Consider the following 12287-nt stretch of genomic DNA (forward strand, 5'->3'; position numbering starts at 1 on the left):
AAATGACGGAACATTGTACGGGCGAGATCTGCTGGCGTACAGGAGTGCGGCCGGCTGTGTCGCAGAGGGCGAATCTGCTCGCCCTCTGCGATGCTTCCTGCGTAAAGAGCCTACGACTCTTCCGCGACCTGGGTCTGAGCCGGTTCCTGCGAAGGTGTCGGACCTGCGCGGCGGTTTTCCTGGAACCAGTGCAAGGCGATCAACAGCAGGGTCGGAACGCCCAGCAGGGCAGTGATCAGGAAGAAGTTGTGATAACCGAATTTCTCCACCATGACCCCTGAATAGCCGCCGATCAGGCGAGGCAGCAGAAGCATGATCGAGCTGAGCAGGGCGTACTGGGTAGCGGAGAACTTGAGATTGGTCAGGCTTGACAGGTAAGCGACAAATGCCGAAGTCGCCAGGCCCGAGCTGAAGTTATCCAGTGAGATGGTGGCGATCAGCATCTGCAGATCGGCACCCATATCCGTGAGCATCAGGAACAGCAGGTTGGTACCGGCCGATGCAACGCCGCCAATGAACAGGATAGGCAGGATGCCGAAGCGCACGATCAGCAGGCCACCCATGCCGGCGCCGACCAGCGTCATGATCAGGCCGAAAATCTTGCTGACACTGGCAATCTGATCCTTGGTGAACCCCTGGTCGATGTAGAACACGTTGGCCATCACGCCCATGACCGTATCGGACATCCGATAGGTGGCGATGAGCCCGAGCAGTAGCAGGGCTTGCCAGCGGTAACGCAGGATAAAGTCGTTGACCGGAGTCAGCACCGGAGCCAGGCCACGGCGACCCATGGCCGACAAGCACAGGCCGGTAAGCGTGATATAGAGGATCGCCCGCAGGAACGCGCGGTCTTCGAGCAGCAGGTCGAGCACGCTGGCGCCTTCGAACAGTACGCTGGCGAAGTCAGTGTTGTAGAGCTGAGTGAACATGGCCGGTACGGACACCAGCAGCACGATCAGCACGAACACCGATGCCAATTGGTGCACAAAGCTATAGCGTCCGGCCTGCAATTGAGTACGCAGAGGCACCGGCGGTTCGCGCATGAACAGGGTGGTCAGCAGTGCCGGGATCATCAAGACGCCGAACAGCACGTAGGTGCCGGTCCACGCCGCATGCTTATAGTTGAAGCCGGTGGAACCGAAGCCTTCGGCGAAGAACAGTGCGCCGGCCGTCGCCAGCAGGGCCGCGACCCGATAACCGGCCATGTAGCTGGCTGCCAACGCGGCTTGGCGAGTTTCGTCGGCGATTTCCAGGCGATAAGCGTCGACGGCGATGTCTTGCGTCGCCGAGGCGAAGGCGACGACCACGGCGATGGCGATCAGCCAGGACAGGTGTTTTTGCGGGTCGCAGAAGCCCATGCCGATCAGGCCGAGAATCACCAGTGCCTGGGCCAGTACCAGCCAGGAGCGTCGTCGGCCGAGCTTGCCGAGCAATGGCAGGCGCCATTGGTCGAGCAGCGGGGACCAGACCCACTTAAAGGCATAGGCCAAGCCGATCAGGCTTGCATAGCCGATGGTTTCGCGGGCAACACCGGCCTCGCGCAGCCAGACTGAAAGCGTCGAAAAGACCAGCATGTAGGGCAGGCCGGCGGCGAAACCAAGCAGCAACAGCACGAGTGTCGAGGGGCTGGCATAGGCGGCGAGCGCGGCGCGCCAGGTTTTACGGGGCATGGGCTGGAGTCTGCCTCAAGGATTACGGAAACAAAGCGCGCACTCTAACCGCTGTGCTCTACCGGGCGCCACCCATGGCGCTGAATATCAACACGATTGTTCAGGATACTGATGCCTTCCATGCGCAATCGGGCCCGTTGTTCATCCCCCGAAGGGCTGCCCACGGGCAGGCTGATCCGACCGCCGGCACCCAGCACACGGTGCCAGGGCAATTTGGTGTCGCCGGGCAATTGGCTCAGTGTGCGCCCGACCCAGCGGGCAGCACGACCCAATCCCGCCAGCTCGGCGAGCTGGCCATAACTCACGACCTTTCCCTCGGGCACTTGTGCCAGGGTCAGGTAGAGCGCCGTGCGTCGGATTTGCGCCGCGCTTTCGGTTTCAGCGGTTGAGTCGGTCACGTCCGGGCTTCCTGAAAAAGTGCGCATTAGACCGTCTGTAGATTAAATCCTGGATCGCTCATTGAGAAATGAACTCAATAGAAATAGTCGGGTCAGTCCTTGTCAGGGCCTTATTCATGAGGATAATGCCGACTTTTTTTCGCAAAGTTGAGCCTTCGATTCGCTTATGTTGTCCAGAACCTTGCTGTGCCTCGCTGTCGCCAGTGCTTCCACTCCCTTGCTTGCCGATACCGTCTGGTTGAAGAACGGTGACAAGTTGAGCGGCAAAATCACCGTCTTTGATGGTGGCAAACTGCTGATTCAGACCGAGTACGCGGGCGCGGTCCCGATCGACTGGAAACAGGTCAAAACCCTGGAAAGTGATCAGCAACTGTTGGTCAAGCAGGATGCCTATACCGGCGAGAAGGCAAAGGCGCTGCACGCGGCAGAGGACGGCAAGGTCACCCTGGCCAACGGCGATGGCCCTAAGACCGTGGAGCTGGCAAGTATCCAGCAGATGCTCAAGCCCAAGCCGGTAGTTGAGGATTTGGTGTGGAAAGGTAACGTCGACATGGCGCTGGATTATCAGCGGGCCGAAAAAGATACTGATGATTATGACGTTGGTTTCAAAACCACCGCGCGTCATGGTCGGTGGCGTCATACGGCTGAAGGTGAGTACAACCGCGAATTTCAGGATGACGTCGTCACCACTGATAACTGGCGTGCCGAATATTCTCTCGACCGATTCCTCACCGAGAAGTGGTTCTGGCAAGGGCGCGCGGTTTATAAGCGCGACAAGGTCGAAGAGCTCGCCCGTCAGCGCACCATCGGTACCGGCCCCGGTTATCAGTTCTGGGATAACGAACTGGGCGCCTTCTCCTTGGGCTCGCTCCTGAACAACACGGACTATGAGTATTCCAACGGCAAGAAGGAAAACTTCTACTCCCTGGCGATGAAGTGGGACTACAACCGCTATCTGGTCGGCAAGAAGGTTGAGTTCTTCACCAATGGCGAGGTCGGCAAGCCGCTGTCGGGCGTGGCGGATTACGCCCTCGATGCCGAGGTCGGCCTGCGCTACAAAGTCACCGATTGGGCGTCGCTGAACCTGAAAGCCGAGAAAGACATCATCAGCGGTAGCGATGAGGCTGACCTGAGCAAGACTCGATATACCGCAGGTTTTGGCGTGACCTGGTAACACTGAAAGATAAAAAGATCGCAGCCTTCGGCAGCTCTTACACAGGATTGAGGTACACCCTGTAGGAGCTGTCGAAGGCTGCGATCTTTTTTGGCCATGCAAAACACACAGGCACAAAAAAGCCCCGCTTTTAAGGGCGGGGCTTTTTACTAAAGCAGTTACAAGTTAGATAACTTGAACTTCTTCAGCTTGCATGCCTTTCTGACCGCGGGTAGCGATGAAAGAAACCTGTTGGCCTTCTTTCAGGCTTTTGAAGCCGTCGGATTGGATAGCTTTGAAGTGAACGAACAGGTCGTCACCGGATTGTGGAGTGATGAAGCCGAAGCCTTTTTCATCGTTGAACCACTTAACGGTACCGGTTTGGCGATTAGACATGGTGTAACTCCTTGAACAAAGATAACTGCGACGCAGGAAGAACCCTGGCCGAGACTGAGTGCAAAGAGCAGGAAAAATTCTTGTAGATGGTTGGATCGAAATTCAACATATCGTGTAGAGATTCTCAGTGACACAAGCAGCACAGTGGCGCCACCTTAACCCTTTTTCCGGAACGTGCCAATGGTTCTTGCGAAGGTTTCTCTGTTTTCATGACTGACGGTGCATCGAATAGCGGTGAAGGCCCGGAATTCACGGGGGATCGTCGAGAATTGTCTCCCGGACTTTGAACCCGGAGCGCCTGCCCGGTAAGATGCCGGACAGAATTTTTCCACCTCGCTATTCAGGACACCCGCCATGAGCATCAAATCGGACAAGTGGATTCGCCGCATGGCGCAGGAACACGGCATGATCGAGCCTTTCGTCGAGCGCCAGGTGCGCGGCAGCGACGATAGCCGTGTGATCTCCTACGGCGTGTCCAGCTACGGCTACGATGTGCGTTGCACCAATCATTTCAAGGTGTTTACCAACATCAATTCGGCGATCGTCGACCCGAAAAACTTCGATGCTGGCAGCTTCGTCGACATCCACAGCGACGTGTGCATCATTCCGCCGAACTCCTTCGCTCTGGCCAGCACCGTCGAATACTTCCGCATCCCGCGTAACGTATTGACCATTTGCCTGGGTAAAAGCACCTACGCGCGTTGCGGCATCATCGTCAACGTCACGCCGCTCGAGCCTGAGTGGGAAGGTCACGTGACACTGGAGTTCTCCAACACCACCAACCTGCCGGCGAAAATCTACGCGAACGAAGGCGTGGCGCAGATGTTGTTCCTTGAGTCGGACGAAGAGTGCGAAGTCTCCTACAAGGACCGTGGCGGCAAGTATCAGGGCCAGCGTGGCGTGACCCTGCCGCGTACCTGAGTCAGCCGTCTGACAAACCGTTGGAATTCCTGGGCGGGCGTACACTCTATGGAATGTACTGCTCCGATTCGCGCAAGGCGGATCGGGCCATCGCTCAGGAGTGCTTCATGAAGATCGATCCGCGAATAAGTGCCGAACTGGCAAGGCTTGAGCCCAATCAGGTTGGCGTGCTGGCCTGGTCCTTATTGGCACATCCGCCAGTCAGCATGGCAGGGGGCATCCCCGGTCAGCCTGATCCCGACACCCCCAACGAACAGCCGACAGAGCCCGGAGAGCCCACGCTGCCGGATGAGCCGCCTCCTGCGCCTGTTGCCTAAGATTCTGTAGGAGCTGCCGAAGGCTGCGATCTTTTGATCTTAAAAAATCAACATCAAAAGATCGCAGGCTTCGCCAGCTCCTACGGTGATCCGTAGCAGTGGGCGAAACCTGTGCTTATTTCAGGTTGCCGCTGAGGAATTGCTTCAGTCGCTCACTCTTCGGATTACCCAGCACATCCTCTGGCGCACCTTCTTCTTCTACCAGACCCTGGTGCAGGAACAGCACCTGGCTCGATACCTTGCGGGCGAAGCTCATTTCGTGGGTGACCATGATCATGGTCCGGCCTTCTTCGGCCAGGCCCTGGATCACCTTGAGCACTTCGCCGACCAATTCCGGGTCGAGCGCCGAGGTCGGTTCGTCGAACAGCATGACTTCCGGTTCCATGGCCAGTGCGCGGGCAATGGCTACCCGTTGTTGCTGGCCGCCCGAAAGGAATGCTGGGTACTGATCCGCGACGCGGGCCGCCAGGCCAACCTTGTCGAGGTAACGCCGGGCGCGGTCTTCGGCCTCTTGCTTGCTGCAACCCAGTACCCGGCGCGGGGCCATGGTGATGTTTTCCAGCACCGTCATGTGGCTCCACAGGTTGAAGTGCTGGAACACCATGGCCAGGCGGGTGCGGATCCGCTGCAGTTCATCTGCATCGGCCACGTGCATGCCATGGCGATCCTTGATCATGCGGATCGACTGGCCGTCCAGGCTCATGGCGCCGTCGTTGGGTTGTTCGAGAAAGTTGATGCAGCGCAAAAAGGTGCTTTTGCCTGAGCCGCTGGCGCCAATCAGGCTGATGACGTCGCCGGTTTTGGCCTTGAGCGAAACGCCTTTGAGCACCTGATGATCGCCATAGCTTTTATGCAGGCCTTCAATGGTCAATTTGTACATGGGGCATGCATCCTCAAGGCGAAAGTAGGTAGCCGCTGCGATAGGCTTCGGTGCCCGCGACGTGGGCGATCACCATGCCGGCAGTGGCCATGCGCCGCAGCGAACGGGCGTACATCAGCCCGGCGGCGGTGCAATGAACAGGGGTGACGCGATCATTGATCGGGTCGATGATTTCGGCGATCAGTTGCCCGGCCTCCAGGTATTCCCCAGGCAGGGCCGTGAACACCAGCAGCCCGCCCACCGGCGTCGCCACCGGTTCGACGCCGGCCAGCGGTGTGGCCGGGTAGGGCAGTTCCGGTAATGACGCCGGCTCACCGGCAATCGCGCCGAAATGAATCAGATAATCGATCAGCGCCTGGCAATCGAGGCTGGCCAGCGGGTGATTGACGTCACCCTGGCCGCGCAATTCGACGGTGACTGAAAAACTGCCCAGCGGAATCTCGAACTGCTCGCCGAAGCGCTCTTTCAGCTGCCACCAGAGCAGGGTGAAACATTCATCGAACGACTGGCCGCCAGAGTCGGTGGCCAGCAGGCTGGCTTCGGAACCGATGTAGCGCGCCAGCGGCTCGACCTGCGGCCAGGCCTCGGGCGTGGTGTAAAGGTGCGCCACGGCTTCGAAATCGCAATGCAGGTCCAGCACCATGTCTGCATCGCAGGCCAGTCGTTGCAGGGTCAGCCTTTGGGATTGCAGTTGAGTGCCTGCGGTCTGCCGCGCCAACGCCTTACGCAGGCGGTCGCGGATCAATTCAAGGTTGTGTTGCGGATCGTCGCCGAGCAAGCCTTCGATTTCGTTGCCGACTTCTTCACTCAAATCGACAAACCAGCGATTGAAGTTCTGCCCGCTTTCCAGCTCGTAGCGGCCCAGTGGAACGTCCATCAACACCTGTTCCAGGCCGACCGGGTTGGCCACGGGCACCAGCACTATTTCGCTGTGCAGCCGGCCGGCGGCTTCCAGCTCCGCCAGACGTTGCTTGAGGTGCCAGGCCACCAACATGCCGGGCAATTCATCGGCATGCAGGGAGGACTGGATGTAAATCTTGCCTTTGGCCGACTGCGGGCCGAAGTGGAAGCTGTGAATCTGTCGCACGGTCCCCGGCAGCGGGGCCAGCAGGTCATGAATCTGGTGGCGCATGTACGAGTTGTCCTAGTGAGTCGGCCCGAGGAAGGCCAGCCATCGGCGTTCGGCGAGGCGAAACAGGCCGACCAGTGCAAAGGTAACGGTCAGGTAGATCAGCGCGGCGATGCCGAACGACTGGAATGTCATGAAGGTCGCCGAGTTCGCATCACGAGCGACTTTCAATACATCCGGGATAGTCGCGGTGAACGCCACGGTGGTCGAGTGCAGCATCAGAATCACTTCGTTGCTGTAATAAGGCAACGAGCGACGCAGGGCCGACGGCATGATGACGTAGGCATAAAGCTTCCAGCCTGTCAGACCGTAGGCCTTGGCCGCTTCGACTTCACCATGCGCCATGCTGCGAATCGCCCCGGCGAAGATCTCCGTGGTGTAGGCGCAGGTATTCAGGGCGAAAGCCAGGATCGTGCAGTTCATCGCATCGCGAAAGAACGCATCGAGGATTGGCTGGGCACGCACGGCAGCCAGGCTGTAGATGCCGGTGTAGCAAATCAGCAGCTGGATATACAGCGGCGTACCCCGGAACAGGTAGGTGTAAAACTGCACCGGCCAGCGGACGTAGACCTTGGGCGAAACCCTGGCGATGGACAGCGGGATCGACACCACAAAACCGATGAAGATCGACGCGCTGAGCAGCCACATGGTCATGGCCAGGCCAGTGATGTTGTAGCCGTCGGTATAAAGGAAGGGTCTCCAGTATTCCTGCAAGAGTTCGATCATCGTACCGCCTCCCGGGAACCGGCGGCGTAGCGGCGTTCGAGCCAGCGCAGGACGACGTTGGAGGCACTGGTGATCAGCAGGTAAATCAATGCGGCAAGCACCAGGAAGTAGAACAGTTGATAAGTGCTTTTACCGGCGTCCTGTGCGGCTTTGACCAAATCGGCGAGGCCGATGATCGAAACCAGCGCGGTGGCCTTGAGCATCACCATCCAGTTGTTGCCGATGCCCGGCAGGGCGAAGCGCATCATTTGCGGGAACACCACGAGACGAAAACGCTGACCGCGTTTTAGGCCATAGGCGGTGGCGGCTTCGACCTGGCCCCGCGGTACGGCGAGAATCGCGCCACGGAAAGTTTCAGTGAAGTACGCGCCATAAATGAAGCCCAGGGTGATGACCCCGGCGCTGAACGGGTTAATTTCGATGTATTCCCATTCCATGAAATCGGTAAAAGAGGTCAGCCAGGTTTGCAGGCTGTAGAAAATCAGCAGCATCAGCACCAAGTCCGGCACCCCGCGAATCAGGGTGGTGTAGATCTGGGCCGGTACGCGCACCAGTTTGACTTTTGACAGCTTGGCACTGGCACCGAGCAGACCGAGCAATACGGCCAGTAAAAGTGACAACACCGATAATTTGATGGTCATCCAGGTGCCTTCCATCAGCAACGGACCGAAGCCCTTGAGGCTGAAGGCAGAGAGCCCCAGGTTTTGTAATAGGTTTTCGAACATAAATCAGCAACCTGATCGGGTAAAAAAAGCGCCCATCGCGAGATGGGCGCCGGGCATTATTTGCCGCTGTACAGATTCAGATCGCCAAAGTGTTTCTTCTGAATGGTGGCGTAGGTGCCATCGTCGTGTAACGCTTTGATACCTTTATTCAAAAGGTCTTTGAGGTCTTTGTTACCTTTAGAGATACCGATAGCTGTTTTCGACGGTAGCAATTCGCTGTCGACCGGCTTGCTGACTTCGTAGCCTTCGCCTTTTGGTGACTTCAAGAAGCCCAGTTCGGCTTGCAGCATGTCCTGGATTGCTGCGTCGAGGCGACCGGACATCAGGTCCGAATACACCTGATCCTGGTTCTGATAGGCCTGGGTTTTCACGCCAGCCTTGTCCAGCACGGCCTTGGCGTAGGCTTCCTGGATGGTGCCTTGCTCATAGCCGACGGTCTTGCCCTTCAGCGAAGCGACATCTTCGCTCAGGCCGGAACCTTTCTTGAAGACATAAGCGGTTGGGCCGGAGAACAGCTCGTCGGAGAAGTCGATGACTTTTTCGCGGGCCGGGGTGACGGTCATCGAAGAGATCACACCGTCGAATTTATTGGCTTTCAAGCCCGGAATCATGCCGTCGAAATCGCTTTCGACCCATTTGCACTTGACCTTCAGTTCGGCGCAGATTGCATTGCCCAAGTCGATGTCGAAACCTACCAGGCTGCCGTCAGCTGCTTTGGACTCGAACGGCGCATAAGATGGGTCAACGCCAAAACGCAATTCTTTGTATTCCTTGGCCAGCGCGGAGCCGGCAGCCATGCACAACGCCAGTGCAGAAAGGGTCAGCAATGCTTTTTTCATTATTCAATCCCTAAGAACCAATATGAGCGCTTGTGGCGCAGAAGTACTGTTACTGGAAAGCGTAAGACCTATTCAAAGTAGCAATTTCCGAACCAGAGTCCCGAACAAGCGTTTAAAAGGTAATACAAGAAGTGGCAAAGCGCGATGTGTGCACGAAAATGGGCATCGCCAAATTCCTGCGCCAGGGTGGTGCGTAGCGGCTTGCCCGCTGTAGCAGCTGTCGAGCCCCAGCGAGGCTGCGTTCGGCTGCGCAGCAGTCGTAAAATCAGAAACTGCGGTACGTCAGGCAATCCGCGTTAACCGGTTCACGACTGCTTCGCAGCCGAACGCAGCCTCGCTGGGGCTCGACAGCTGCTACAGCAGGCTTCGCCAGCTGATCAGTCCACAGAAATCAGGTCAGGCGAGCAAATCCTGCAACGTCGCCAAGCTGTCAGCGTCCTCCACCGACTTGTCCTGCCGCCAACGCAGCATCCTCGGGAACCGCACCGCAATCCCGCTCTTGTGTCGTTTCGACAGGGCAATGCCCTCGAATCCCAGCTCAAACACCAGGGTCGGCTTCACACTGCTCACCGGTCCGAATTTTTCCACCGTGGTCTTGCGTACGATGCTATCGACCTGGCGCATTTCTTCGTCAGTCAACCCAGAGTAGGCCTTGGCGAAAGGCACCAGCGTTCGCTCGCGGGCAGAGGGCGGGCCGTCCCACACAGCGAAGGTGTAATCGGTGTAGAGACTGGCCCGGCGGCCATGACCCTGCTGGGCATAGATCAGCACCGCATCGACGCTGAACGGGTCGACTTTCCATTTCCACCACACCCCCATGTCCTTGGTCCGCCCGACGCCATACAGCGCATCGCGGGCCTTGAGCATCATGCCTTCGACGCCCAACCTGCGGGAGGCTTCTCGTTGGCGGGCGAGGTCGAACCAGTTTTCACCGGTCAGCACGGGCGAGCTCAGTAACACCGGGTTTGCGCAGGTGAGGATGAGTTGTTCCAGCTGAGTGCGGCGCGTGGCTTGAGTCTGGTTACGCCAATCCTCACCCTGCCATTCCAGCAGGTCATAGGCCTGGACGACCACGGGCACTTCATCGAGGATTTTTTTGCTCAGCATTTTACGGCCGATCCGCTGTTGCAACAGGGCGAAAGGCTGCACGGAAGGGGACGACGGCGATTGTGGGTCGAAGGCGTCCTTGGTGCCTGGTTGTGTGGCTTTCCAGGCGACGACTTCTCCGTCGATCACCGTACCGTCGGGTAAGCTATGAACCAGGCTTTCCAGTTCGGGGAAGCGTTCGGTCACCAGTTCTTCACCTCGCGACCAGATCCACAGGCGCCCATCGCGCTTGACCACTTGGGCGCGGATGCCGTCCCACTTCCATTCCACTTGCCACTGACTGGCCGGTCCGAGCAGGGTTTCGAACTGCTCGACCGGGTGCGACAACGCATGGGCGAGGAAAAACGGGTACGGCTGGCCACCTCGGTGGGCATGTTCATCGGGTGATTCGGGGGCGATCAGCTTCAGGTAACTGGCGGCGCTTGGGCGGTTCGACAGATCGGTGTAACCCACCAGCCGCTGGGCCACGCGCTTGCTATCGAGCCCAGCCATCGCCGCCAGCGCGCGAGTGACCAGCAATTTGGAGACTCCGACACGGAAACTGCCAGTGATCAATTTGATGCACAGCATCAGACTCTGGCGATCCAGTTGCGCCCACAGGGCGGGCAAGCATTCGGCGAGGGTCAGCGGGGGCGCGTTACGCAGCGGCAGCAGTTTGTTTTCAATCCACACCGCCAGCCCGTCGGTAGAGGTGTGGTGCGTTTCGGGCAGCACCAGCGAGATGGTTTCCGCCAGATCACCGACGGCCTGATAACTTTCTTCGAACAACCAGGGCGAGAGTCCGGAAAACGCTGTTGCCATTTCCCGCAGTATTCGTACCGGCACCAATTGCCGAGGTCGTCCACCGGACAGAAAGTACACCGCCCAGGCGGCATCTTCAGGCGCGGCCTGGGCGAAATAGTTCTGCATCGCCGTCAGTTTGGCGTTGCTCGAGGTGGTGGCGTCGAGTTCGGCATACAAGTCGGCGAAGGCTTTCATGCCAGCACCTCAGCGCTCTCGGGTTCGAGGACTGTGGTGTCTTCATCATCGCCGTATTCGGTGCTGAAACTCATGGCATCGAGGCCTAGTTCGCGCAGATGGCGCACCAGCACTCCAATCGAACCATGGGTGACGATCACGTGTTCGGCTCCGGTTTGTTCGATGGCCCAGAGCAGGCCGGGCCAGTCGGCGTGATCGGACAGCACGAAACCGCGGTCCACGCCGCGCCGCCGCCGTGTTCCGCGCAAGCGCATCCAACCGCTGGCGAAGCCATCGCTGTAGTCACCGAAACGCCGTACCCAAGGGCTGGCACCCGCCGAAGGCGGCGCGAGAACCAAGGCTTTGCGCATCATCGGGTCATGTTTTTTTACGTCGCCGGAATAGATCGTTGGCGGTAAATAAATGCCGCTCTCGCGATAAATCCGATTGATGGGTTCAACTGCGCCATGTACCAGAATGGGACCGAGGCTGGCATCGATGCCGTGGAGAATCCGCTGAGCCTTGCCGAAGGAATAGCAGAACAGCACGCTGGTTTTGTCGGCTGCGGCGTTGGTCTGCCACCATTGATTGATCTCGGCAAAGATTTGCGTCTGGGGTTGCCAGCGGTAAATCGGCAGGCCGAACGTCGATTCCGTGATGAACGTGTGGCAACGCACCGGTTCGAACGGCGCACAGGTGCCGTCGGGTTCGGTTTTGTAATCCCCCGAGGCGACCCAGACTTCTCCGTCGTATTCCAGGCGCACCTGGGCCGAGCCGAGCACGTGGCCCGCGGGGTGAAAGCTCAGTTTTACGCCGCGGTGCAGCAATGGCTCGCCATAGGGCAGAGTTTGCAGATTGATGTCCTGGCCCAGACGCGCGCGCAGAATGCCTGCACCCGGTGCCGCCGCCAGATAATGTTGATTGCCACGGCGAGCATGGTCGCTGTGGGCATGGGTGATTACGGAGCGTTCGACCGGCTGCCATGGGTCGATATAGAAATCACCAGGCGGGCAGTACAAACCTTCAGGACGGGCGATAACAAGGTCCATATTGTTACCCAAATGGAGAG

General features: G+C 58.4%; 13 protein-coding genes. 3 read left to right on the forward strand and 10 right to left on the reverse strand.

All coding sequences use genetic code 11. From position 1 onward, the window contains the following. Positions 1-110: 110 nt before the first annotated feature. The gene (locus tag KGB18_RS19475; protein ID WP_123719801.1) at positions 111-1670 is read right to left on the reverse strand and encodes an AmpG family muropeptide MFS transporter; all 1560 of its coding nucleotides are present in this window, start codon (positions 1668-1670) and stop codon (positions 111-113) included. Positions 1671-1714: 44 nt separating this feature from the next. Continuing rightward, complete coding sequence (locus KGB18_RS19480; RefSeq protein ID WP_223570353.1) at positions 1715-2095, reverse strand: MGMT family protein; 381 nt, start codon at positions 2093-2095, stop codon at positions 1715-1717. Positions 2096-2234: 139 nt separating this feature from the next. On the opposite strand from KGB18_RS19480, the gene KGB18_RS19485 reads away from it, so the two are divergent. Then, on the forward strand, positions 2235-3242 hold the full coding sequence (locus KGB18_RS19485; RefSeq protein WP_123719800.1) for a DUF481 domain-containing protein: 1008 nt from the start codon (positions 2235-2237) through the stop codon (positions 3240-3242). Between the two features lie 165 nt (positions 3243-3407). Here KGB18_RS19485 and KGB18_RS19490 read toward each other — a convergent pair whose 3' ends face one another. Next, entirely contained in the window at positions 3408-3617 is a 210-nt protein-coding gene (locus tag KGB18_RS19490) for a cold-shock protein (RefSeq protein ID WP_002554837.1), read from the reverse strand. A 354-nt stretch (positions 3618-3971) separates the two neighbouring features. Between KGB18_RS19490 and dcd the strand changes: the two genes are divergently transcribed. Together dcd and KGB18_RS19500 are read left to right on the forward strand one after the other, a co-directional pair. Then, entirely contained in the window at positions 3972-4538 is a 567-nt protein-coding gene (gene dcd, locus KGB18_RS19495; protein WP_007904652.1) for a dCTP deaminase, read from the forward strand. Positions 4539-4645: 107 nt separating this feature from the next. After that, positions 4646-4855, forward strand: a complete 210-nt coding sequence (locus tag KGB18_RS19500; RefSeq protein ID WP_008060697.1) for a hypothetical protein — start codon at positions 4646-4648, stop codon at positions 4853-4855. 115 nt (positions 4856-4970) lie between these two features. On the opposite strand, the gene KGB18_RS19505 is transcribed toward KGB18_RS19500, so the two are convergent. The 7 genes from KGB18_RS19505 to KGB18_RS19535 form a co-directional block, all read right to left on the reverse strand. After that, positions 4971-5735: an ABC transporter ATP-binding protein gene (locus KGB18_RS19505; RefSeq protein WP_052966407.1), complete on the reverse strand. Its 765-nt coding sequence runs from the start codon at positions 5733-5735 to the stop codon at positions 4971-4973. Positions 5736-5748: 13 nt separating this feature from the next. After that, complete coding sequence (locus tag KGB18_RS19510; protein ID WP_123719799.1) at positions 5749-6867, reverse strand: succinylglutamate desuccinylase/aspartoacylase family protein; 1119 nt, start codon at positions 6865-6867, stop codon at positions 5749-5751. 12 nt (positions 6868-6879) lie between these two features. Next, on the reverse strand, positions 6880-7590 hold the full coding sequence (locus KGB18_RS19515) for an ABC transporter permease (RefSeq protein ID WP_052966409.1): 711 nt from the start codon (positions 7588-7590) through the stop codon (positions 6880-6882). Next, positions 7587-8315 (reverse strand): ABC transporter permease, encoded by a 729-nt coding sequence (locus KGB18_RS19520; RefSeq protein WP_123719797.1) that lies wholly within the window; start codon positions 8313-8315, stop codon positions 7587-7589. The genes KGB18_RS19515 and KGB18_RS19520 overlap by 4 nt, the downstream gene beginning before the upstream one ends. A gap of 56 nt (positions 8316-8371) precedes the next feature. Beyond that, positions 8372-9154: a transporter substrate-binding domain-containing protein gene (locus tag KGB18_RS19525; RefSeq protein ID WP_038979216.1), complete on the reverse strand. Its 783-nt coding sequence runs from the start codon at positions 9152-9154 to the stop codon at positions 8372-8374. Positions 9155-9550: 396 nt separating this feature from the next. After that, positions 9551-11239, reverse strand: a complete 1689-nt coding sequence (locus KGB18_RS19530; protein WP_123719796.1) for an ATP-dependent DNA ligase — start codon at positions 11237-11239, stop codon at positions 9551-9553. Further along, the gene (locus tag KGB18_RS19535) at positions 11236-12267 is read right to left on the reverse strand and encodes a ligase-associated DNA damage response exonuclease (protein ID WP_123719795.1); all 1032 of its coding nucleotides are present in this window, start codon (positions 12265-12267) and stop codon (positions 11236-11238) included. The genes KGB18_RS19530 and KGB18_RS19535 overlap by 4 nt, the downstream gene beginning before the upstream one ends. Positions 12268-12287: the final 20 nt, after the last annotated feature.

This window comes from Pseudomonas sp. BF-R-26, from assembly GCF_019947395.1.
Classification (GTDB): domain Bacteria; phylum Pseudomonadota; class Gammaproteobacteria; order Pseudomonadales; family Pseudomonadaceae; genus Aquipseudomonas; species Aquipseudomonas farris.